The following is a 22,184-nucleotide window of genomic DNA, read 5'->3' on the forward strand; positions in this document are numbered from 1 at the left end:
ATCCTGAACGCCGGGCTGAGACATATGATGGCTGAAAGACCCTGTCCAGCCGCCAAGACGCAAAACCAAGCGCAAACAAGACGCAAAACGCCGCCTCAATATGAGGCGGCGTGGGTTCGCTGTCTTCAATTTCCCGAAGGCCGGTTAAGCCCGGATACGCTCAACGATCCCGTCGGCCCATCACACCACGGGTATCATCGCCCTGGGTCTCATCACCCTGGGGCGGGGCAGCCGGATCACGCGCGGCTTTTGCGCTTGCTCTCGATGGGGGTCACGCCGTCGTCGTCGCCCCCCTCCCCGGATTCGCTATCCGACTCGCCATCGCTTTCGACTCCGATCGCCTCGTCCAGGATGCGCTCGGCAATCAGGCCTGCATTCTGGCGGACGGCGGACTCGATCCTGGCGGCGACGTCCGGGTGCTCTTTGAGGTAGGTCTTCGCGTTCTCGCGGCCCTGACCGATGCGCTCGGAGTCGAAGGAGAACCACGAGCCGGACTTCTCCACGATGCCGGCCTTGACGCCGAGATCGATGAGCTCGCCGGTCTTGGAGACACCCTCGCCATACATGATGTCGAACTCGACCTGCTTGAAGGGCGGGGCGACCTTGTTCTTCACCACCTTGACGCGGGTCTGGTTGCCGACCACCTCGTCCCGCTCCTTGATGGCGCCGATGCGGCGGATATCCAGGCGGACGGAGGAGTAGAATTTCAGGGCATTGCCGCCCGTGGTGGTTTCGGGCGAGCCGAACATCACGCCGATCTTCATGCGGATCTGGTTGATGAAGATCACCATGCAGCGCGACTTGGAGATGGAGCCGGTGAGCTTGCGGAGCGCCTGGCTCATGAGCCGGGCCTGGCTGCCCATCTGCATGTCACCCATCTCGCCTTCCAGCTCGGCCTTCGGGGTCAGTGCGGCGACGGAGTCGACCACCAGCACGTCGATGGCGCCGGAGCGCACCAGGGTGTCGGCGATCTCAAGGGCCTGCTCGCCGGTGTCGGGCTGGGAGATCAGCAGATCTTCCAGGTTCACGCCCAGCTTGTTGGCGTAGACCGTATCGAGGGCGTGCTCGGCATCGACGAAGCCGCAAACGCCGCCCTTCTTCTGGGCCTCGGCCACGACGTGGAGGGCCAGGGTCGTCTTGCCCGACGATTCCGGACCGTAGATTTCGATGACGCGTCCGCGGGGAAGGCCGCCGATCCCGAGGGCGATGTCGAGGCCCAAGGAGCCGGTCGGAATCGACTCCACCTCGACGATCTTCTCGTTGGCGCCCAACCGCATGATCGAGCCCTTGCCGCAATTCCGCTCGATCTGGGAAATCGCGGCTTCGAGCGCTTTTTGTTTGTCCATTTCAGCTCCCTCGACGAGGCGCAGCGCAGCGTTCGACATCGGATTTCTCCCCTTTTCACACGCGATTCGGGCGTGGGTAAATGGCTAAGTGGGATTGGGTTCGAATTGCCGAAGACTGTACACGCTTTGTTCTATGTTCGCAAGATGTTCTTTTGCGGAACTAACCTTACCGCCTTATTGCCCAGTCCTGCTTGGTCCCCGCGCCCCCTGCCCTTACCTTTCCCCCATGGCCTGCTGTTCCGAACTCGATCCCGCTGAGGCAGGACGCCGGCGCGCGGTGTTGTGGGTGGCGCTCGCCGTCAATCTTGCGATGTTCGTCGTCGAGCTCACCGCCGGTTTGCTGTCCGGCTCGGTCTCGCTGCTCGCCGACGGTATCGATTTCGCCGGCGATGCAGCGAATTACGCGATCAGCCTCGCGGTTGTGGGACTCGCGCTTCACTGGCGGGCGCGAACGGCGCTTCTCAAGGGCGTCACCATGGCGGCCTTCGGGCTGTGGGTGATCGGCCAAGCGATCTGGCATTGGGTGAGCGGCGTGGTGCCGGACGCGCCGGTGATGGGCGTGGTCGGCGTGATGGCGCTCGCCGCCAATGCGGGCGTCGCCGCCATGCTCTACCGCTACCGTGAGGGCGATTCCAACATGCGCTCGGTGTGGATCTGCTCGCGCAACGATGCCTATAGCAATCTGGCGGTGCTGGCGGCGGCGGCGGGCGTGTTCGGCACCGGCTCGTCGCTGCCGGATATCGCGGTGGCCTGCGTCATGGCGGGGCTGGCGCTGCATGGCAGCTACACGGTGATCCGCCATGCGGTCTCAGAGCTGCGTCACAGCAGTCCCGAGCGAAACCCGACCGCGCAGGAAGAGCCTGCGGGCTGACAATCAGGGTTGCCCTACCCGGCCTGGTCGAAGCGGCGGAACTGGAAGCGGTCGCGGATATGCTCGTTGAAATAGGCGCCGGTGGACGGCGCGGCGGCGAGCTCGCGATAGACGATCTCGGGCACGGCTTCGTAGACGTAGCGCCGGCCGGACTGGAAGATCACGGTCAGACGCCCGGACTCGAAGTCGTAGAAAAAAGTGCGGATGACGCTGGAGGGCATCTCTTCAAATCCCAGAACCTCGGCGGCCGCAAGATGAGGCCTGCCAAACATATGGTCCTGGAACGCGTCCGGTTTAAGGCCGCGACGGGCCCATTCGTCAGCTGGCGAAAACGGGCACGCTCCGCATGGGCTCGATGACGGAGCCGGCGAAGGTGGACGGATAGTTCTGACGGATATGGTCGCTGTAGAAGCGGCCCTGGGACGGCGCATCGAGAAAGGCCAGATAGACCTCTTCGCTCACCCCATGAAAGGTGAAGGTCCCGACATCCCGGAAGGTGATTTCCATGGTCGACCGCTTCGCATCGTGCTCGACGTAAACGATGCTGCCAGAGTTCACGTAAGGCATAGAACCTCTCCCTGTCCCATCTCACCATCGGGACAATTGCCCAGGCCATAGGTCAAGAATCCGAAAGCCGGGACCCGAAGGCCGCGGCCACGAACGCGAATGAAACGGAGAACGCCCGACCCGATCGCCTGTGAATACCCCTCCCCCGCCGGCGGATCGCCGGCCGAAGACCGAAGCCCAGTTTCCCTGAGTCGTTTCGACCTTCGAGAAGGAAGTGTGACGCCGCGACGACAGCGGCGTCAAGCAAATCACGCAGGCTGCTCGGTTTCCGCCGCGGGCTGTTGCGGGGCCGCCTGGCCGGGCTGATCGAGATAGCCGTAGCGCTCCATATGCGGGCCCATGCGCTCCAGGATGCGCGCCTTGATGTCGGCGGGCAGCTCGTATTGGGAGGTCTGGTGCTCGGAGCGGGCATCGAGAAGCGCGCGCATCTTCGGCTCGGCTTGCGAAAAGTCGCCGATGCGGAGCTTATCGTACATCTCGGACAGACGCCCGATGGGATCCTTCACCAGATCCTCGTAGCGGATCTCGTAGAGGTTCTGCTCCGGGATGAGGTGACGGTCGGCCTGATAGCGGTCGGTGAGCCGCTGCATCATGTCGAGGACGTAGTCGTCGAGCCAGCCGCTGACATAGGGCGGGTTGTGCAGGCCCTGGGTCGAATAGAGCGCGCGCCACAGCTTCACGGTGGAAGGATAGACGTCCAGCGGGTTGCGGGTGATGTAGATGAAGCGCGCATTGGGGAAGCGCTCCAGGAGATACCGAACACGCGCGGAGTTCGCCGGCGATTTCAGGATCAACGGCTTGTCGTGGCGAACCATGAGGCGCTTGTAGAACCACAGATAGGCGTCGAACCAGGCCTTGCGCTTCTTCTCCGGCACGCCTTCGAAATCGACATAGTCGCTGTCGACCGGGCCGTGGCGGGGCCACGCCATGGTGTTCAGAGGGCTCCCCTGACCCATCATGATCACGCCGAACTCTTCTTCCTGGGGCCGGTCGAAGCCGACGGGCACGTCGTCCTGGGGGCGCTTCTTGGGCAGGAGCACCTTCATGATGCGGGAGAGCGTGCGCTCGGTGATCAGGAAGTGGTGCGGGAAGAAGCACTCATAGGTGGTCGGATAGGCGGTGTTCGGATCGGACGCCAGCAGGTCGTGCAGGAAGGTCGTGCCCGTGCGCCAGTGGCCGATGACGAAGACCGGCTCCTTGTCGAGCTTCACGTTCTTGATGCGGCGGCGATAGATCAGCTCGCTCAGGAGGTAGAGCGGGGTATTGATGGGGCACCAGAGCACCAGGGTCAGCACGTCGGGGATGCAGTTCGTCGTGAAGTCGAAGCGGCCCCGGGCAAACAGCTTCATCAGCGTGCCGAAGCGCATGCCGTACCACATGTAAAGAAGCTTGCCGCCGTAGCGGTGGATACCGAGGAGCTTCTGCTTCGGCTTGCGCTTCTCGGCCTTAAGGGCCGCCTGCTCGGGATCGTCCGGAATCTTCTCGTAGTCGGGCACGCTGACGTGGCTCCCAAAATCGGCTGACAAAAGCGGAAAAATTCGCTCCGGGGTGTTAGCCGGGATTGCATCCCAAGAAAACCCCTAAGGCGAAAGGGACGCGGGCCGGAGGGCTCCCGTGGTTAAGCCTCGAACGCCTCTTTGACGGCCGCCGCGAGCTGCTTCAGATCGAAGGGCTTCTGGATGAACATGAAGGCCTCGCCCTCGTCCAGATTGCGCTTGAAGGCGTCTTCCGCGTAGCCGGACATGAAGATGATGCGCAGGTCCGGGTGATCGCGGCGCAGCTCCTTGAGCAGCGTCGGTCCGTCCATCTCCGGCATGACGACGTCGGAGACCACGAGATCGACCTCGCCGTCATGCTCGTTGAAGACCTCGAGCGCCTCCGCGCCGGTGCCGGCCTCCAGGACGTTGTAGCCGCGCTGGCCGAGGGCCCGGGCGGCGAAGCTGCGGACGGCGTCCTCGTCCTCCACCAGAAGCACGGTGCCGCGGCCGGTGAGATCTCGCGTCTCCCGCTTCTCCGGCTTCTCCTCCTCGACCGGCTCTTCGGAAGGAAGGGCGATGTGGCGGGGCAGATAGACCCGCATGGAGGTGCCCTTCCCCGGCTCGCTTTCGGGGAAGATGAAGCCGCCGGTCTGCTTCACGATACCGTAGACGGTGGAGAGGCCCAGACCCGTGCCGCGGCCGACCTCCTTGGTGGAGAAGAAGGGGTCGAAGATCTTCTGGATGACCTCGGGCGGCATGCCCTCGCCGGTGTCCGTCACTTCGATCTCGACATACTCGCCGGGGTCGAGATGGCGCTGGCCGATCTCCCGGGACGCGCCTTCGGAGATGTTCCTGGTGCGGATGATGAGCTTGCCGCCGCCGGGCATGGCGTCGCGCGCGTTCACCGCGAGATTGATGATCACCTGCTCCAGCTGATGCTGGTCGGCCTTCACCGGCCAGAGGTCGCGGCCCTGATCGAGCTCGAGCTCGACGTTCTCGCCCAGCAGCCGGCCCAGCAGCTGGGACAGCTCCGACACCAGATCGCCGATCTGCAGCACCTGGGGCCGCAGGGTCTGCTGGCGGGAGAAGGCAAGCAGCTGCCGCACCAGGCCGGCGGCCCGGTTCGCGTTCTGCTTGATGTTCATGATGTCCTTGAACGCCGGGTCGGTGGGCCGGTGGTTCTGGAGCAGGAAGTCCGAGAAGCCGATGATCGCCGTGAGCATGTTGTTGAAGTCGTGGGCGATGCCGCCGGCCATCTGACCGATGGCCTGCATCTTCTGGCTCTGGGCGATCTGACGCTCCAGCACACGCTGCTGGCTGGTGTCGATGGCGTAGGCGATTGCCGCATCGGTTTCGCCTTCCACCTGCTCGATGGGGCTGAGAAACAGGCGGCCGCTCTTCTCCTCGTCGTCGGCGAGGTTGAAGTCGAGGGGTTCGACCAGGCCCTGGCCGGCGATGGCGAGGTCGAACGACTTTTCGTAGGTCGTCCGGCTCTCGGCATCCAGCATGGCGCCGATGGAGGCCGCGCCTTCCACCTTGTCGGGCGCGCCAAAGAGGCTGACGAAGGCGGCGTTGCTCGCGGTGATGGTGCCGTCCTTGCCCAGGGTCGCGATGGCGATGGGCGAGGATTGAAACAGGCGGGCAAAGCGGAGCTCGGCGGGCGCGCCTCGTAGGCCTCGCCGGCGGCACGATTCAGAACAAGCGCGTGGGCCCAGCCAGTCTGGGCGCCGCGGGGCAGACGGTGGAGGATGCGGACCGGCAGGCTGGTGCCGTCGGCCTTCACCAGATCGAGCTCGAACCGGCGCGTCGCGCTCTGGGACGTATTGCGGCCGGCGCCGGCCAGAAGGGCTGCCCCGTCCCGGGACATGATGTCCTCGAGCTTCAGCTGATTCGTGGCGGTATCGGACAGATCGACGCCGAGCCACTGGGCAAGGGTGGCGTTGAGATATTCGATATTGCCCTTCGCATCGGCGGTGAAGAAACCGGCTGGCGCGTGATCCAGATAGGCGATGGCCTGCTGAACCTTCTCGAAGCTCTCTTCCTGGTTCTGACGTTCGTCGGTGATCTCGTCGAGCTGCCAGACGACGAGGGCGCCGTGGCGCTCCATCTCCGCGGAGGACGGCATGGGCCGGACGGAGATGCGGAACCAGCGGGGCGTGATGGAATCGTCTTCGGTCATCTCGCCCAGAGGCGGCAGGCGAAACTCCTCCTTCAGCGCCCTGCCCTGCTGGGCGGCGCGGGCGAGGCGGAAAATCGTCTCGGCGAGATGGGCGTTGCCGGCGAACGCCCTGTCCGGGGTCGGGACGCTCGACTTCCCTTCGAGGCCGAGGAGATCGCGGTAGGCCGCATTGGCATAGAGCACACGGCCGTTTCCGTCGGCGATGAGCGCGCCTTGAGGCAGATTGTCGATAAACGCCTTGGCGACGTCGTTCTTCACCTGGCGCTGGCCGAAATGCAGGATGCCCACGGCGCCGGCGAACAGGCAGAAGACGCCGACCACCGCCAGGCCCGCCAGGATGGCCAGCACGAAAGGCTCGGCGATCTCGCGAGAGACCATGGCGAGGCCGACGGCCGCAGCCGCCAAGCCAAGGGCCAGCAGCACGACCAAGCCGATACTGCCCTCGCGTTCGGTGCGGTCCGTCACAGGCTGTGAATAGCGCATCGGCGCCCCAATGTCGGTCATGGATGGAAAACTATCCGATTCGTCTCCGAGTCGATCCGGAGATTATGCTCAGACAGCGGCGGCGAGACTGGCCGCAAACCGTTTGAATATCGCTAATTCCGCTCGGCTGCTGCAGTCAGTTCAGTGCGAGTTCGGGGCCGCAGCGATCCGGTGATTGTCATAAGCCTCCACTCAGGCGTATTCCTCTGATAGAAGGGGCTCTGCCGAAGCGATTGTCGGCATTGCGGGGAGGCTTCCCGCGCTCGCACGCTCCTTTGGGGTTGAGAGCGCAAGCGGCCCGCCCTATCTCTCCCCCGCCGGGGCCGCGGGGGCTCTAGCGAATTGCGGCGGATTTGATCGCGAGGAAGGGATGTCAGACACTAGCCAGCTGATCCTCGTCATCTCCACGTTCTTGTTCGTCATGGCGCTGATCGCCCTGGCGGTGTGGGGCTTCAAGGCATTTTTCTCCAGCAACTCAAGCGGTCCGGGCTTCTTCCGAGCGCGCGAGCGCCGGTTGAACGTGGTGGAAAGCGCCGTGGTCGATGCGAAGCGGAAGCTCTATCTGATCCGCCGCGACGACAAGGAGCATCTCGTCATGATCGGGGGCCCTGTCGACATGGTGATCGAGACGGGCATCGAAGCGCGCCAGCCTCTCGACCATCCGCTTGAGGACGTGGTCATCGACCACAGCGAGCGTCCCCAGTCGGATCCCGAGCTGAGCTGACCTCCGGGCCGTCGGCCTCCCTCTATCCCTTGACGAAGGCGCGTAAGACCGCCCGGCGTGGCGTGCCGGGTGCAGGCTCTGCATGCCCGACGGCGAACACACGCTTAACGGGAATTTTTCGCCGCGACCATAAGCCCTTCATTTCACTAATCGATTGACTGGTGCCGAAAAGCCACGTCGGTTTTTCTTGTGGAAAGAGTCGGGATCGGTTACAAAGGATGCGGTTTCACGGTCGCCATGCGTAATTTGTGGCAGGCGGAAGAACTTGTCGCCGGTACTTTCGACCGCTTCGCTGTGAAATCGCCGGCAGTTCCCTGCTAATGGTCCGACATCGGTTGGTTCAGCCAACCCTGTCAGTCCCCCAAAACCTCTCCACGCCCCGCTCCCCAGCGGGGCGTTTTTTTATGTTCTGACGCCTGCTTGCGCGGGCTACGGCCCCGCTCCCCAGCGGGGCGATTTTTATGTTTTGACGCCTGCTTGCGCAGGCTACGGCCCCCCTCCCCAGCGGGGCGACGGAAAGGCAGCGAAAGGCCCATCGATTCCTGTTCGTCAAACTCCGGTCCCAGGTCCAAAACACCTGGCGACTGGCCTCCCAGAGCGGCGCTGATATAAGTCGCGCCATGGCTCGCATTCTCAAGATCTCTCTTGTCATCGTCGCGGTGGTGATTCTGGCCGGGGTCGGCTACGGCGCCAAAGGATATCTCGACGCGTTGGGAGACTCAGATGATCTCCGTGCTCGGGCGGACGCGTTAATCGCTGAAGGCCGCAGTGGACGGGACCTCGGAGCGGAGCGTCTTCGATCCTTGCTTCAGGTCGAGGACCCCGCCTTTTACGAACATGCGGGCGTGGATTTTTCTTCGGATGGGGCCGGCGCGACGACCATTTCCCAATCGCTATCGAAGCGGCTGGCGTTTGAGCAGTTTCGGCCCGGTTTGGGGAAGCTGCGTCAGACCGGCTATGCCCTTGGCCTGGAGCAGCGGCTTACGAAACAGCAAATTCTCGCTCTCTGGCTCGACACATTGGAGATGGGGCGCGGTCCTGAAGGGTGGATGACGGGGTTCTATGCGGCGAGCCAAGCTGTCTACGGAAAACCGCCCGCCAAGCTGTCCGAAGATGCGTTTCTGAGACTGGTGGCCGTCCTCATAGCCCCCTCGTCATTCGATCTGTTGAGAGAAGATCCCGAACTCGATGTTCGCGTGGAGCGGATCAAACGCCTCGTTGCCGGACAATGCGCTCCAACGGGTCATGGGGACGTTTGGTTGGACGGATGCCGGCGAACGCCCGGTTGACCCGGACACACGCATCTCCAACAGTCACAGCATGAACCGAACCGGCACCATCGGAGTCATTTCAGCCCTCTGGGCGATTCTCTTCACCCTGCCCGCCATCGCCGCTGACGGCGCAATGCCCGACGGCTTCGTCTATTTGCGCGACGTTGCGCCGTCCATCCGCCAGGAGATGCGATACGCGGGCTCCAAGAACTTCACGGGTGAGCCTGTGCCCGGATATGAGGCGGCGGAGTGTATTCTGGCGCGTCCGGCGGCCGAGGCTTTGAAGGCGGTTCAGGCCGAGATCCAAAGCGACGGTCTTTCGCTCAAGGTCTACGATTGCTACCGGCCGAAACGGGCTGTGGCAGCTTTCGTCGAATGGGCCAAGGCGCCCGACGACCCGCAAGCCAAGCGGGAGTATTATCCCAGCCTCTCCAAGGACGCCCTATTCCCGGCCTATATCGCCACGCGGTCGGGCCATTCTCGGGGGGCCACGGTGGATCTTACCCTCGTCCCAGGGGATGCGCCGGCGGAAGCGATGGTCACACAGCAACGTGTCGCCTGCACCCAGGCCGATCCGAGCGACGACAGCCTGGACATGGGCACGAGCTTCGACTGCTTCGACACCAAGGCGAACACGGCCGCGCCCGGCCTGACCGCGGAAGAGCGGCAGAACCGCCAGCGTCTGGTCGAGGTCATGGCGGCGCACGGCTTCAGGAACTACCCGAAGGAGTTCTGGCACTACACGTTCAGGCCGGAGCCCTACCCTTCGACCTATTTCGATTTTCCGATCCTCCCGCGTCCGACGAGCGGCGGAGCGAAATGAGCACATCCGCCGGGCCAGTCCTCGAGACGGACATCCCGGCCCGGCTGGAGAGACTCGCCTGGGGCCTGTTCCACACAAAGGTCGTGCTGGCGCTGGGCATCACCTGGGTGCTGGACGGGCTGGAGGTGACGCTTGCCGGGGCCGTGGCCGGCGCGCTGAAGGAGAGCCCGGTCCTCGACATGGGCAATGCGGAGATCGGGTTCGCCAACAGCGCCTATCTCGCCGGCGCGGTGCTCGGCGCGATCTTCTTCGGATGGCTGACGGACCGGTGGGGACGGAAGCGGCTCTTCACGGTGACCCTGGGCGTCTATCTCGTGGCGACGGCGGCCACAGCCTTCGCCTGGGATGGCTGGAGCTTCGCCCTCTTCCGCTTTCTGACGGGCGCCGGTATCGGCGGCGAGTACACGGCCATCAATTCGGCCATCCAGGAGCTGATCCCGGCGCGGTATCGCGGCTGGACCGATCTCGTCATCAACGGAAGCTTCTGGATCGGCGCGGCCGTGGGCGCCGCAGGCTCCATCATTCTCCTTGAGCCCGGCCTGCTGCCGCCCGACATGGGCTGGCGCGCGGCGTTCTTCATCGGCTCGGTGCTGGGCCTCGCGATCCTGATCCTGCGGCTGTGGATTCCCGAATCGCCCCGCTGGCTGATCACCCACGGACGCGCGCGGGAAGCGGAGCGGGTGATCGCGGAGATCGAAGGGCAGACGCGGCCCCACTACGCCCCGCACGAGATTGAAGTCCCGGATCGGGTCCGGCTCACGCCGCGCAGCCATACGCCTCTCGAGGAAGTCTGGCACAGCCTCTTCCACGAGCACCGAGAGCGGACATTCGTGGGCTTGAGCCTGATGACGGCCCAGGCCTTTTTCTACAACGCGATCTTCTTCACCTACGCGCTGATCCTGACGGATTTCTACGGCATCGCGGCGACAAGCGTCGGCTGGTATCTGCTGCCCTTCGCGGCGGGCAACTTCTTCGGTCCGGTGATCCTCGGCCGGTTCTTCGACACGGTCGGACGGCGGCCGATGATCGCGTTGACCTACGGGCTTTCGGGCGTGCTGCTGACGGTCACAGGCGCGCTGTTCGCCGCCGATATGCTGTCGGCAACGGGGCAGACATTTGCCTGGTCGGTGATCTTCTTCTTCGCATCGGCCGCAGCGAGCTCGGCCTATCTCACGGTCGCGGAGACGTTCCCGCTGGAGATCCGGGCGCTGGCTATCGCCTTCTTCTATGCGGTGGGGACGGGCATCGGCGGCGTATTCGCGCCGGCGCTGTTCGGCGTGCTGATCGACACGGGCTCACGGGTGAGCGTTTTCTGGGGTTACCTGCTGGGCGCCGCGCTGATGATCGCGGTGGTGTTCGTGATCCTGCGCTGGGGCGTTGCCGCCGAGCGCAGGTCGCTGGAGACCGTCGCAAAGCCCCTGTCATCGGCCCAGTGACCGAGAGAGGCTGCAATTCGTCCCGATAGACGCGTTCGCGCCGCTCGTGACGCGCTCTTTATTCGTCCCGATAGACGCGTTCGCGCCGCTCGTGACGCTCTTGAGCCTCGACGCTCAGCGTGGCGATCGGACGGGCATCGAGCCGCTTCAGGCTGATCGGCTCGCCGGTCTCCTCGCAATATCCGTAGGTGCCGTCCTCGATGCGCTCCAGGGCGGCATCGATCTTGGCGATCAGCTTGCGCTGGCGGTCGCGCGCGCGGAGCTCGAAGGCCCGCTCGCTCTCGGAACTGGCACGATCCGCGATATCGGCGTGCTGCTCCGATTCGTTCTGGAGATGCTCCAGCGTCTCCTTGGTGGAGCGCAGGATCTCCTCACGCCAGTCTTCCAGCTTGTCCCTGAAATAAGCGCGCTGGCGCTCATTCATAAAAGGCTCGTCCTCGGTGGGACGATAATCCTTGGGGAGCTTCTTCTCAGGCCGCATTACAGCCCTCTTTTCCCGAACCACTTCACCGAGTTGAGCGCGCTAAACTCAACCCCTCTGCCAGCTCCGTTGCCGGTTCCCCCCGCTGGCCGCCCCCGTATTGCGGAAGCGATGGCCCAAGTCAAGCGATGAGAACGCTTGACAGCATAGGTTGTAGCGACCGGGCAAAACCGGCGTTGTTTCGGTGGCGCGTGCTAGGGCTTATATGCTGCATAAACGCAAGAGCGCGGGCCCGGGCGCCCGCGATTGCGCCCGTCCGCCGATGCAAGGAAAGTCGACTTCCCCGCCTCATGGTCAATCTGATTCAGGACACCACCGACATCTTCCGCAATGTCGGCCACTATGCCGGCGATCTGGTCAGCCCAACGTTGCGGCTGGGCGTGACCGGGCTTGCCCGCTCCGGCAAGACCGTTTTCATCACGGCGCTGGTGCACAACCTGATCGCGGGCGGACGCTTGCCGTTCTTCGATGCGGCCGCCGAAGGGCGGGTCTCGCGGGTCTTCCTCGAGCCGCAGCCCGACGACACGGTGCCGCGCTTCGATTTCGAGGCTCACATGGCGGATCTGACGGGCGAGCCTCCGACCTGGCCGGAGAGCACGCGCCGGATCAGCCAGCTTCGCCTGGCCATCGAGTATCAGCCGCAAGGCTTCTGGAAGCGGCAGCTCGGCTACGACCGGCTGCATGTCGACATTGTCGATTACCCGGGCGAGTGGCTGCTCGACCTGCCCCTGCTCTCGCTCGATTTCGCGGAATGGTCGGCCCAGGCGCTGCGGCAAAGCACGGAGGCCGGGCGCGAGAAAATCGCCGCTGGGTGGCGCAAGGCGCTCGCCGAGATCGATCCGGCGGCGCCGGCCGACGAAGCGCTGGCGGTGCAGCTCTCCGAGCTGTTCAAGACGTATCTGGCGGATGCCCGCGCCGACCAATATGCCCTCTCGACCCTGCCACCCGGCCGCTTTCTCATGCCGGGAGACCTGGAAGGCTCACCGGCCCTGACCTTCTCCCCTCTCGATGCGAAGGGCGAGACCAAGTTCCCCAAGGGCTCGCTCTGGGCGATGATGGCGCGGCGCTTCGAGGCCTATAAGACCCATGTTGTGCGGCCGTTCTTCCGGGACCACTTCTCCCGTCTCGACCGGCAGATCGTGCTGGTGGACGTTCTGGCGGCGCTCAATCGCGGACCGGAAGCGGTGGCCGATCTGGAGCGCGCCATGACGGACATCCTGGAATGCTTCCGCACCGGCTCCAATTCGTTCCTGTCCAACCTGTTCTTCCCGCGCATCGACCGACTGGTCTTCGCCGCGACCAAGGCGGACCACCTGCATCATTCCAGCCATGACCGGCTGCAGGCGATTCTGAAGGCGCTGACCGAGCAGGCCATGGCGCGGGCCGAGTATGGCGGGGCCGACGTGAAGGCGCTCGCCATGGCGGCGATCCGGGCGACGCGCGAGGGCGCGGCGAAACGGGGCGGCGAGACCTTTCCCTGCATTATCGGCAACCCGCTTCAGGGCGAGGCCATCGGGCGCCGGAAATTCGGCGGCGATGATGAATTCGCCATCTTCCCCGGCGACCTTCCGGAAGATCCTGCCGTTGCGCTGCGTGGCGGAGGGATGCAGGCGGAGGACGTGCGCTTCGTCCGCTTCCGGCCGCCGGACCCGGTGCCGCTTCCCGGCGGGGGCTTTGCGCCCTTCCCCAATATCCGGCTCGACCGGGCGATTCAGAGTCTGATCGGAGACCATCTGGAATGAGTTCCCCCAGAAAGCCCGCCTCCTTCCGGGTCGACGAGGTGGAGATCGACGCGCCGCCCCCTCCTCCGCCGGTCCTGGAGGAGCCGCTCGCGAACCCGCCAGCGACCGTACGCAATCTCCCGAAGATGAAGCGCGGCTTCGCCTGGGGCAGCATCCTGATCGGCGCGATCGGCGGGCTGGTGTCGATCTGGGCCGCCATCTGGTTCGACGCCATGGTGCGCGACCTCTTGGCCCGCGACGACTGGATCGGCTGGGCGGCGATCGGGATGGCCGTCGTGGCGCTGCTGGCGCTTGCCATGATCGTCCTCAAAGAAGCGATCGGGCTCTTGCGCCTAGGGCGGCTCGGCAAGATCCGCCACGAGGCGGAGAGCGCGATCCGGCAGCAGGACAAGCCGCTGGCCCAGGACGTCACCCATCGGCTGAGAAGCCTCTATCACGGCCGCCAGGACATGGCCTGGGGCCTCAGCCGGCTTGCGGAGAGCGAACGGGACATCATGGATGCGGACGAGCTCCTGAAGCTCGACGAGCGCACGCTGGTGGCGCCGCTGGATCCCTTGGCGCGGGGCATCGTCGCCGCGTCTGCCAAGCGCGTGTCGGTCGTCACCGCGGTGAGCCCTGCGGCTCTGATCGACATGATGTTCGTGGCGGCGGAGAACCTGCGCATGCTGCGCAAGCTCGCGACGCTCTATGGGGCGCGCCCCGGCACGCTGGCGCTTCTGAAGCTCGCCCGCATGGTGGTGGGCCACATCGTGCTCACCGGCGGCATCGCGCTGGGCGACGATGTCATCCAGCAGGTGGTCGGCCACGGGCTCACGGCACGGCTTTCCACGCGGCTCAGCGAAGGCATGTTCAACGGCGCGCTGACGACGCGGATCGGAATCGCCGCCATCGATGTGTGCCGGCCGCTCCCCTATATAGAGGCGAAGCGCCCGCGATTCCGGGCCATGGTCGCCGAGGTCGCCGGCATCCGATAGACGCGAGTGCCGCGTTCAGTTGAACGTGTTGCAACTATCGACGGGCACCTTGTGGGAGCGGCCGTCCTTATAGGTGAGAACGAGGGTGATGCTGCCCTCGCAGGCCGCGGCTTCGAAGGAGACGCGGAAGCCGCTTTCGGGTTTGCGGGAGAGCCGCGTGATCATCTCCCCCGAGGCGGGCTTGAACTGATAACCCACGGCGGTGAGCCGCAACCGCATGTCCATGGGCGGCTCCAGCCATAGCTCGTAGCGCGTGTTTCCGGAGGCGGCGTTGGATGCGCGGCCCTGGAGCCAGCCCTTCACGGCGTCCGCAGCCGGCAGGCTGAACTCCGGCGTGCCTTCGGGAACGTCGACAGGCGCCATGAGCTGTGGGTCGGGCACTGTGGCCTCCCAAGGCAGCACCTCGCGCTCGCCGCTGGCGCCGGCGGCCGGCGGCGGTGCGGGCTGGGCGGAGGGTGCCGGGCCGCCGGACGGCGAGGCTTCTCCGTTCTCCTTCTTCTCGTTCTTGTCCTTATCCTTGTCCTTGTCGGCGTCGTTCTCGTTGGCTTCCTCGAGATTCAGATCGGTTACAGCGTCGCCGACATCGAGGTCGATGGGGCCATCGAGCACCGCCTCCCCCTCGCTTTCCGGAGCAGAGCCCGGCGCGCCTCGCGGCCCCTCCCAGCCGACCGGGCCGTTCGATGGGGTCGTTGGTTCGACTTCCGGCTTCGCAGGCTTCCCAGCAGTGGCGTCCGGATCGCTAGCGGCGCGATCGGCCTCTTGCGGCACGGAAGGCTGCGCGACAGGCGGGCTGTCAGCCTCTGGCGCCTCGGTCGTGGCTTGCGGGAGCTGCTCCCCGTCGGGCGGTGCGGGGGTGGCGATGGGCGGCGGCGTGGTGCGGCTGCGGGGCTTGGTGGCGGCAGAGGGCTCGCCCGGCACGGACGCCCCGTGCTTCTCCCCGATGACATGGACCGAGTAGACGCCTGGAATGCCGACGCTGCCTGCGGTGAGCAGGAGCACGATTTGCGAGGCGATGATGCCGGCAACGAACGCGAGCGCAATGATGCCCGCACTGGGCCGGCCGCCCAAAAAGTCAGGCCTCATCTGAAACAACACATCCTTCCGGCGCGCTCCATGGCGCGGGCCCGGATAGCATAGCAATGGCGTGACGGAGCAGAAAAGCATGGTGTCCTTGTCGCATAGGCCCGGCGGAGATGGGAGACGCGACACGGGGGTCACGCAAAATCCGATCCTCGGAATATGGTCGCAAGACTCCGGATTCGTAGGGCTTACGAAATCCGCGATGGATGGAAATCCAGACTCCCACAGTCGGGAACGGTGGATAACGGGGATAACCTGCACGGCATGCGTGCACGTGAAAAGAGGCAAGCTAACATCGAATTGTGAGCGGACCCGTTTCCCCCAAGGCGGCGGCGGGACGCTCCGGGAAAACAAGCGGAGTGATCCGGGCGTTCTCGCGGAGCGTGCCAATGCCACCCAGGGTGTCCCGGGAAAGCTCATATGGCAAGGCAAGCCGAGGTCGTCCACTGCCATGGACGGCTGAAGGCGAAGCTGCCGGATAACATGGGGTACCACGGTCTGACGGTTCTGCCGATATGCCGTTTGAGGCTGAGCCGGCAGGGTGTCCCACGCAGAAGGCGGCATCGCCGTTCCCGGGTCTGGGATGGCCATTTCCGGATCCGCGTCGTGGCAGCGCGACGCAAAACAAGTGGCTGCAGCCGGGTCGTATCGGCCCCCGCGCGAGGCGACTTGCGCGAAAGCCGATGCGGCGTGAGATCGCAAGATCTCGCGGCGCCGATAGATCGCTCCGAACGGGCGTGGCATCGACATCGCAAAGGGAGGCGGGGCTGGCCAGCTCCGCCTTTCTTGCGTTTGGAGGTGCATTTCGAATTCCAGGGGCTCTCTTGTTGGGGATCGCGGTTGCTGGGATCGCTGTTGCGGTCGTTCAGCTCACGAATCGGAACCTCTCAAGAGCGAATCTCTTCCACTCTTGCAGCCGCGGCCGTTTCCGATTGATATCGCCGCCGGTTAGCGCGCGGAGCGTAATCCGGTACACTCCGCGCAGTTGGATTGAGTTCAGGGAGTGGAGGGTCGTCTTGCGTCAGACTGCTCCGGCATTCGCGCTCGCATTGCTTGCCGTTCTGACCGGCCTTGCGGGCTGCGGAACGTCGAATCAGGAAACTGCCGCCTGGAACATGAACGAGGCGGATCCGCTGTCCCGGCCGGTGCAGGTCGCGTGGACCTCGGCACGGGCAAGCCGTTGCGGCTTCATCTTCGAGCCAGCGCAGCTCCGGGCGAACTATCTCGCGCAGATGCAGCGGCTCGGCACACCGGCGGCCGAATATCGCCGGATCGAGGAAGCCTACGACTACACCTATCAGTCGGTGACGGAGACGGTCCGGGGGCAACGGGGCTATTGCACCAAGGAGAAGACGGACGCGATCCGGAACGATCTCAACCAGTACATCGCCGGGAACTTCGCCCACCGGGCGAGTCCCGCCGACTAGTCCTTGCCTGAGCCTTTCGGCCCGGCGTCCGAATCTTCGGCGGGCGCCGCATCGGACTCCCCGTCTCCAGACGATCCACCTTCCGCCTTCGGCTCCGCCGTGTCTTCTGCGGAAGCCTTCGGGCCGGCGGCTTCGTCATCGGCCGCCGCATCGTCGGGCGCGTCGTCTTCGGCTTGCAGGCGTTGATCGTCCCGCGGCTCGTTGCGGATCTTCTCGGCGATGCGGAGGAGATCCCCCTCGTCGACCTCCGCGGCCAGCAGATAGGCAATGCCGCCCTCGCTCCATTTCACCGCGCCGACCGGGCCCTCCTTCAGGAACTCCGGCTGGCCGTCTTCGCCGGCAGGCGTGGCGTAAAGCGCCAGGGGCTCGCCCGACTGGGGCAGATAGAGCATCTGTGCGATGGGCTTGCCGTCGAGGCGCAGCACCTGAGCCCGGATGAAGCGATAGCCATCGGCGCGCAGATCCGGACCCCTCACGTTCTGGCCGATGGCCTTGGTGAGCTGGAACGACAAAAGATACGGGTTCTTCTGACTTTCGATGCTGACCTCGAGGCTTTCCCGGCTGACCAGAGCATGGGCTTGGGCCGCCCTCTCCTGCCAGCTCGCCGGTGCCGGCGGCGGCGGGGGCGGAGCCGGCGGAAGGGCGAGGTCCGCCGTCAACGTGGCCGGGGCATCGAAGGCACCGAAGCTCGGCGACTTCGCCTTCACGGTCTCCATGACAGGTTCGATGCCTGCGGTCAGGTTCGCGGGCGCCTCGAACGGACCGGCCGGCGCCGGGGTATCGGTCGCCGCCTGGTCGACGGACGGCGTGAGGCTCGCGCGCGGCGCCACCATCACGCCGAGCCCGATCCCGGCGATACCGGCCACAAGCCCGCACATGGCGAGCACCCGGAGAGGCCAGCCTCTTGGCTCCGGCTCCGCAGCAATCAGCCGTTCGGCGGCATTCGTGCGGAAGCTTTCCTTCGGCACCAGGTTGCGCAGCTCGCCCGCCAGGATGGATTCGAAGGCGAATTCCAGCCGACCATGGGCTTCCTGCAGCGCCTCGGCCCGCCTGGCCACCACGTCGTCCTGCTTGAGGACCTTCTCGATGGCGCGGTTCTGATCTTTTGCAAGCTGGCCGTCCACATAGGCCACCAACAGCTCGTCGGAGAGCTCGGTCATCACGCTGCTCCGGCTTGGTGGGCGTGGAGGGATTCGACTTCGGCGGAGGGCAGCACATCCCCAATCGCGCCGATCTTGTTGGCGAGGCCGCCGCTGGCGCGGATCAGCCGGGTCTCGATGCTCTCCAAGGCGCAATCCAGGATGACGCTCGCGTCCTCGTAGGAGAAGCCTTCGCCGTAGATCAGCAGCAGCGTCACCCGCTGCTGGGGCGGCAGATTGGCGATGAAGGAGACGGTCAGCGGATCGGGATGCGCGCCATCCTCCTCGGCGATCAGCTGCTGGAATTCCACGTCGGGCTGGCTGCCGCGGCGCATGGGATTGGCGTGGCCACGCAGCTCCTTAAGCCAGAGACGGTAGATCTCGCCGAAGGCCCAACGGTCGAGCGGCGTGCCGCGCTGATAGCTGTGGGCATGGTCCAGCATCTCGCGCAGGCTGCGGCCTAGGAGCGCCGTGCCCTCTTCCTGTTCACCGATGAGAACCTCGGCGAAGCGCTTCAGCGAGGCAATATGGTGATCAAACCGTCCCTTACGGTCTCGTCGCCATACTCTGCCACCCGTCACTCCCCGCTCGGCGACGCGCCCCCCGAACCCTCGGCCGCCGCCTGTTATTTGCGAATCGGAGAATACCATAAGGAACCGGCGGCACGGCCCGACAAACTGTTCAGGCTGTTGGCGAATCTGGGTAAAACCTAATCTGCAGCGCAAAACATAACGTGCCAGAGGCCGCCGAAATGCCGGAGCCCGAACGAAAATCCGAGACCGACCCGGCCGCCACGCCGCCGGACGATTCGCGCAGCGGAGAGCCGGTCGAGTCGGCGAAGCGCCTCGAGCAGTCCTCGGCGGAAGGAGTTGCCAGTGACGAAGGCGTTCCCGCACGCAACGACGGCGAGAGCGCTCCCGGCAAGGAGGATACCGCGGGTCTGGTGAGGCGGACGCGGCAGACGCTGGCGCGGGAAGCCGAGGTGGAGCGCGAGGTGAACGACGCGCCGCTCGGCAAGCAGATCAGGACGTTTTCCGGCAAGGCCGGCAGAGCGGGCGCCGGGCTCGGCAAGCGCGGGGCCTCCCATGCCCAGGGCTGGCTGGTCCGTTCATTCTCCGATCTCGGACAGGCGCTTTCGCCAGCCAGCATCGGCGATGCGGCCCGGGCCTCAATGCTCTTCTGGCACTGGATGCTGTTCGACCGGGAATTCGACAAGCTGCTGTTCCGGCCTACGGCGAAGCAGGCCAAGATCAATACGCTGACCGTTCGGGGCAACCGTGCGGAAGGGCGCGACTACCGCCCTACCCCTGCCCTCGTCTTCGAATGGGTGATGAGCGCCATCCGAGACGATCTCAGCCATTACCGGTTTGTGGATTACGGCGCCGGCCGCGGGCGGGTGTTGCTGATGGCCTCCCAGCATCCGTTCAAGTCGATCGGCGGGGTGGAGTTCGCGGAGGAGCTTTTCGAAGACGCCCGGCTCAACATCGCCCAGTTCCCGCGGCCGCGCATGCAGTGCCGCCAGGTCGCGTGCGAGCTCGCCGACGTCACCACGATCGTGCCGCCCGGCGGAACGACGGTGCATTATTTCTTCGCGCCGTTTTCGCGCAAGGTGTTCGCCGAGGTGATGAACGGGATCGCGGCGTCTCTCCGGGAGCGGCCCCGTCCCGCCTATGTCGTGCTGTTGGATTCCCGCGACGGGGATCTCGTGCGCGGCACCGGCCTCTTCACGCGGGTCAACATGAAGCTCGGCGCGCGGCTCGAGAGCTTCCTGTTCAGCCCCTACAGGATCGAAGTGTACCGGGCGAAGGACGGCTAGGCCCGCAAACCTATTGCGGGCCCCCGCCTCGCTATTTGACGCCGAGCTTCTTCTGCAGGCTCGTGGACGACGTCGTGTATTGGAACGTCAGCTTCTTGTCCGGATAGATGTACTCATGGGCCTTCTGGGCCATGAGCGCGGCTTCGTGGAAGCCGGACAGGATGAGCTTCAGCTTGCCGGGATAGCTGTTGATGTCGCCGATGGCGAAGATCCGCGGCTCGCTGGTCTCGAACTTCTCCGTGTCGACCGGAATGAGGTTCTCTTCCAGGTTCAGCCCCCAGTCGGCGACAGGCCCAAGCTTCATGGTCAGGCCGAAGAAGGGTAGCATGGCGTTAGCCGGCTGCTCGAAGGTGTTGCCGTCCGGCGCCTTCACGGTCACGCCGGTCAGCTCGCCGTTGTCGCCATGCAACTCGGTGACCTGGCCCAGCTCGAACTTGATGTCGCCGTTCTCGACCAGCTTGAACATCTTGTTCACGGAGTCGGGCGCGGCGCGGAACTGATCGCGTCGATGGATCAGGGTCAGCGACTTGGCGACAGGCTGCAGGTTTAAGCTCCAGTCGAGAGCTGAGTCGCCGCCGCCGACGATCAGCACGTCCTTGTCGCGGAAATCCTCGATCTTCTTGACCGAGTAGAAGACGGATTTGCCTTCGTAACCCTCGATGCCGGGCAGCGGCGGGCGCTTCGGCGTGAAGGAGCCGCCGCCGGCCGCGATCACCACGACCTTGCAATCGAGAACGATGCCGCCGTCGGTGGTCAGCCGGAAGCCTTCGTCGAGGCGCTCCAGCTGGTCGACGCGCTCATTGAAATGGAACTCGGCACCGAAGGGCTCGATCTGCTCCATGAGACGGTCGGTCAGCTCCTGGCCGGTGACGGTCGGCAGGGCCGGAATGTCGTAGATCGGCTTCTCGGGATAGAGCTCGCTGCACTGCCCGCCGGCGCGCGGCAGAATGTCGACGACGTGGCATTTCAGATCGACGAGACCGAGCTCGAAGACGGCAAACAGTCCAACGGGGCCAGCGCCCACGATGACGACATCGGTTTGAATAGGTTCTTCCGACATGGTTCCTACTAGAATTGTTTCTCAGGGACCTTGACCACGAGGCCGTCGAGTTCCTCGGTCACGGTAATCTGGCAGCTGAGGCGGCTCTCATCGCGCACATCGAAGGCGAAATCGAGCATGTCCTCTTCCATGGGCTCCGGGGTGCCGGTGGGCTCGCGCCACGGCTCCTGCACATAGACGTGACAGGTCGCGCAGGCACAGGCACCGCCGCATTCGGCAGCAATGCCCGGAATGGAGTTTTGAACCGCGGCTTCCATAACGGTCTGGCCAAGCTCTGCCTCAACAGTGTGCTCCCGCCCGCTATGCTCAATAAATGTTATTTTCGCCATGCGTAAGGCTACGTTCGCTCGTCTCATCGGTTGTGGGAGATGTGCAGACAATGCATCGTCTGCACCCACGGTGAAAGGGAGCATTCCCTTGCGTGATCGTTGCTCTATAAGGCAATTGCCGGTGGGTTGCCAGCCCGCAAGCATGTTTGCGGAGCCGTGCCGCTAGCGCTCTCGTTGCAGATTCCGGATCTGCTCTTGCGCCTCGGAAAGCGCTGCTTCTAGCGTTGCGAGCAACCTCTTTCGCTCTTCAAACGTGTATCCCCCGGGGCTTGTTTCAGCCGCTTCGGCCGCTGCCGCCACGGCGAAGGCGCCGACAGCCTTTGCCGATCCTTTCATAGAGTGCGCTGCGTCGCGCCAGGCGCTCTCCGTCTCCGCACACCGCATGCGTTCGAGATAGATGACGGATTGGTCTGCAAACAGGCCGAGCACCTCTTGCTCCAGTTCGGCATCGCCGGCGGTATAGCGAGCCAAATGGGCGCGATCTAATGCCGCGGTTTTCCCGGGGTCTGTGGATAACTTTCCGCCGGTTTCGCAAGGATCTGAGGTCGCCGTCATGTCGATACTTCGCCCTCCGGCCCCTCCGCCCTCGGTAGAGCGGCGTTCGGACCGGGGTTTGTAAAACGATTCAGCGTAGTTGCCTCATATACTCTGTCAGAGGTTATGAACTCCCCAACACTATCTCATTGAGGAAAGCGCCAGACTCCAGCGGCGCGCGGCGCCGTTGGCCGATGCGCCGCGTGGTGAGGGAATTCTGCGTAATAAGAGCGACTTATCCTCCGTTTAGGATGTTTGGCGATTCACCTTCCCATGGCATTCATTTTTCGCTAACCATGACCTGGCGGGGGAATGAGAACGGAAGCTCGGGGCCTGTATGGTCCGATAGAGGCGACTTCCGGGAGAGGCCGCGCGTAAGCGGGTCTGTATCTAGTTCAAGCGGCACCAATTCTCTCGTTGAGTA

Annotated in this window: 22 protein-coding genes and 1 pseudogene; 9 read left to right on the forward strand and 14 right to left on the reverse strand. The window is 64.6% G+C overall.

Annotated elements, in window-relative coordinates; all coding sequences use genetic code 11:
- Positions 1 to 236: 236 nt before the first annotated feature.
- Positions 237 to 1,385: a recombinase RecA gene (gene recA / locus A7A08_RS03475; protein ID WP_069094099.1), complete on the reverse strand. Its 1,149-nt coding sequence runs from the start codon at positions 1,383 to 1,385 to the stop codon at positions 237 to 239.
- A gap of 247 nt (positions 1,386 to 1,632) precedes the next feature.
- On the opposite strand from recA, the gene A7A08_RS03480 reads away from it, so the two are divergent.
- Positions 1,633 to 2,217, forward strand: coding sequence for a cation efflux transmembrane domain-containing protein (locus A7A08_RS03480; RefSeq protein WP_245290789.1), 585 nt, complete (start codon positions 1,633 to 1,635; stop codon positions 2,215 to 2,217).
- 14 nt (positions 2,218 to 2,231) lie between these two features.
- On the opposite strand, the gene A7A08_RS03485 is transcribed toward A7A08_RS03480, so the two are convergent.
- The 5 genes and pseudogenes from A7A08_RS03485 to A7A08_RS17250 form a co-directional block, all read right to left on the reverse strand.
- The gene (locus tag A7A08_RS03485; protein ID WP_069094303.1) at positions 2,232 to 2,438 is read right to left on the reverse strand and encodes a KTSC domain-containing protein; all 207 of its coding nucleotides are present in this window, start codon (positions 2,436 to 2,438) and stop codon (positions 2,232 to 2,234) included.
- A 97-nt stretch (positions 2,439 to 2,535) separates the two neighbouring features.
- On the reverse strand, positions 2,536 to 2,784 hold the full coding sequence (locus A7A08_RS03490; RefSeq protein ID WP_069094101.1) for a KTSC domain-containing protein: 249 nt from the start codon (positions 2,782 to 2,784) through the stop codon (positions 2,536 to 2,538).
- Between the two features lie 248 nt (positions 2,785 to 3,032).
- Positions 3,033 to 4,310: a sulfotransferase family protein gene (locus tag A7A08_RS03495; RefSeq protein WP_141693818.1), complete on the reverse strand. Its 1,278-nt coding sequence runs from the start codon at positions 4,308 to 4,310 to the stop codon at positions 3,033 to 3,035.
- A 92-nt stretch (positions 4,311 to 4,402) separates the two neighbouring features.
- Entirely contained in the window at positions 4,403 to 6,187 is a 1,785-nt protein-coding gene (locus A7A08_RS03500) for a response regulator (protein WP_342586614.1), read from the reverse strand.
- Positions 6,070 to 6,945, reverse strand: a pseudogene (locus A7A08_RS17250) (PAS domain-containing protein); the annotation flags it as partial. The pseudogene A7A08_RS17250 and the gene A7A08_RS03500, both read right to left, overlap by 118 nt.
- A gap of 349 nt (positions 6,946 to 7,294) precedes the next feature.
- On the opposite strand from A7A08_RS17250, the gene A7A08_RS03505 reads away from it, so the two are divergent.
- Positions 7,295 to 7,648, forward strand: a complete 354-nt coding sequence (locus tag A7A08_RS03505) for a flagellar biosynthetic protein FliO (RefSeq protein WP_069094103.1) — start codon at positions 7,295 to 7,297, stop codon at positions 7,646 to 7,648.
- A gap of 138 nt (positions 7,649 to 7,786) precedes the next feature.
- Here A7A08_RS03505 and A7A08_RS15845 read toward each other — a convergent pair whose 3' ends face one another.
- Complete coding sequence (locus tag A7A08_RS15845; protein WP_141693819.1) at positions 7,787 to 7,996, reverse strand: hypothetical protein; 210 nt, start codon at positions 7,994 to 7,996, stop codon at positions 7,787 to 7,789.
- A 272-nt stretch (positions 7,997 to 8,268) separates the two neighbouring features.
- Between A7A08_RS15845 and A7A08_RS03510 the strand changes: the two genes are divergently transcribed.
- From A7A08_RS03510 to A7A08_RS03520, 3 genes are read left to right on the forward strand one after another with little or no spacing between them, the layout of a single operon-like run.
- Positions 8,269 to 8,937, forward strand: a complete 669-nt coding sequence (locus A7A08_RS03510) for a transglycosylase domain-containing protein (RefSeq protein WP_069094104.1) — start codon at positions 8,269 to 8,271, stop codon at positions 8,935 to 8,937.
- Positions 8,938 to 8,968: 31 nt separating this feature from the next.
- Positions 8,969 to 9,742 (forward strand): M15 family metallopeptidase, encoded by a 774-nt coding sequence (locus tag A7A08_RS03515; RefSeq protein WP_069094105.1) that lies wholly within the window; start codon positions 8,969 to 8,971, stop codon positions 9,740 to 9,742.
- Positions 9,739 to 11,178: an MFS transporter gene (locus tag A7A08_RS03520; protein ID WP_069094106.1), complete on the forward strand. Its 1,440-nt coding sequence runs from the start codon at positions 9,739 to 9,741 to the stop codon at positions 11,176 to 11,178. The genes A7A08_RS03515 and A7A08_RS03520 overlap by 4 nt, the downstream gene beginning before the upstream one ends.
- Positions 11,179 to 11,236: 58 nt before the next feature.
- On the opposite strand, the gene dksA is transcribed toward A7A08_RS03520, so the two are convergent.
- Positions 11,237 to 11,659: an RNA polymerase-binding protein DksA gene (gene dksA, locus A7A08_RS03525; protein WP_069094107.1), complete on the reverse strand. Its 423-nt coding sequence runs from the start codon at positions 11,657 to 11,659 to the stop codon at positions 11,237 to 11,239.
- A 290-nt stretch (positions 11,660 to 11,949) separates the two neighbouring features.
- Here dksA and A7A08_RS03530 point away from each other — a divergent pair, with 290 nt between their 5' ends.
- Together A7A08_RS03530 and A7A08_RS03535 are read left to right on the forward strand one after the other, a co-directional pair.
- Entirely contained in the window at positions 11,950 to 13,401 is a 1,452-nt protein-coding gene (locus A7A08_RS03530) for a YcjX family GTP-binding protein (RefSeq protein WP_069094108.1), read from the forward strand.
- Positions 13,398 to 14,375 (forward strand): YcjF family protein, encoded by a 978-nt coding sequence (locus tag A7A08_RS03535; protein WP_069094109.1) that lies wholly within the window; start codon positions 13,398 to 13,400, stop codon positions 14,373 to 14,375. Before A7A08_RS03530 ends, A7A08_RS03535 begins: the two co-directional genes overlap by 4 nt.
- Positions 14,376 to 14,390: 15 nt before the next feature.
- Here A7A08_RS03535 and A7A08_RS03540 read toward each other — a convergent pair whose 3' ends face one another.
- On the reverse strand, positions 14,391 to 15,458 hold the full coding sequence (locus tag A7A08_RS03540; RefSeq protein ID WP_141693820.1) for a hypothetical protein: 1,068 nt from the start codon (positions 15,456 to 15,458) through the stop codon (positions 14,391 to 14,393).
- 1,013 nt (positions 15,459 to 16,471) lie between these two features.
- On the opposite strand from A7A08_RS03540, the gene A7A08_RS03545 reads away from it, so the two are divergent.
- On the forward strand, positions 16,472 to 16,882 hold the full coding sequence (locus A7A08_RS03545) for a hypothetical protein (RefSeq protein ID WP_141693821.1): 411 nt from the start codon (positions 16,472 to 16,474) through the stop codon (positions 16,880 to 16,882).
- On the opposite strand, the gene A7A08_RS03550 is transcribed toward A7A08_RS03545, so the two are convergent.
- Both A7A08_RS03550 and A7A08_RS03555 read right to left on the reverse strand, forming a co-directional pair.
- Positions 16,879 to 18,042 (reverse strand): anti-sigma factor family protein, encoded by a 1,164-nt coding sequence (locus A7A08_RS03550; RefSeq protein WP_069094112.1) that lies wholly within the window; start codon positions 18,040 to 18,042, stop codon positions 16,879 to 16,881. The two genes, A7A08_RS03545 and A7A08_RS03550, sit on opposite strands and share 4 nt — an antisense overlap.
- Positions 18,042 to 18,602: an RNA polymerase sigma factor gene (locus tag A7A08_RS03555; protein ID WP_069094113.1), complete on the reverse strand. Its 561-nt coding sequence runs from the start codon at positions 18,600 to 18,602 to the stop codon at positions 18,042 to 18,044. Before A7A08_RS03555 ends, A7A08_RS03550 begins: the two co-directional genes overlap by 1 nt.
- Before the next feature lie 170 nt (positions 18,603 to 18,772).
- Between A7A08_RS03555 and A7A08_RS03560 the strand changes: the two genes are divergently transcribed.
- Positions 18,773 to 19,837 carry a hypothetical protein gene (locus A7A08_RS03560; protein WP_069094114.1) on the forward strand — a complete coding sequence of 355 codons (1,065 nt, stop codon included), beginning with the start codon at positions 18,773 to 18,775 and terminating at the stop codon, positions 19,835 to 19,837.
- Between the two features lie 31 nt (positions 19,838 to 19,868).
- Here the strand turns inward: A7A08_RS03560 and A7A08_RS03565 are convergent, their stop codons facing one another.
- The 3 genes from A7A08_RS03565 to A7A08_RS03575 form a co-directional block, all read right to left on the reverse strand.
- The gene (locus A7A08_RS03565) at positions 19,869 to 20,897 is read right to left on the reverse strand and encodes an NAD(P)/FAD-dependent oxidoreductase (RefSeq protein WP_069094115.1); all 1,029 of its coding nucleotides are present in this window, start codon (positions 20,895 to 20,897) and stop codon (positions 19,869 to 19,871) included.
- A gap of 8 nt (positions 20,898 to 20,905) precedes the next feature.
- On the reverse strand, positions 20,906 to 21,226 hold the full coding sequence (locus tag A7A08_RS03570) for a 2Fe-2S iron-sulfur cluster-binding protein (RefSeq protein WP_069094116.1): 321 nt from the start codon (positions 21,224 to 21,226) through the stop codon (positions 20,906 to 20,908).
- Between the two features lie 162 nt (positions 21,227 to 21,388).
- Positions 21,389 to 21,781: an Hpt domain-containing protein gene (locus A7A08_RS03575; protein ID WP_141693822.1), complete on the reverse strand. Its 393-nt coding sequence runs from the start codon at positions 21,779 to 21,781 to the stop codon at positions 21,389 to 21,391.
- Positions 21,782 to 22,184 lie beyond the last annotated feature (403 nt).

Source organism: Methyloligella halotolerans, from assembly GCF_001708935.1.
In the GTDB taxonomy this organism is placed as follows: Bacteria; Pseudomonadota; Alphaproteobacteria; order Rhizobiales; family Methyloligellaceae; genus Methyloligella; species Methyloligella halotolerans.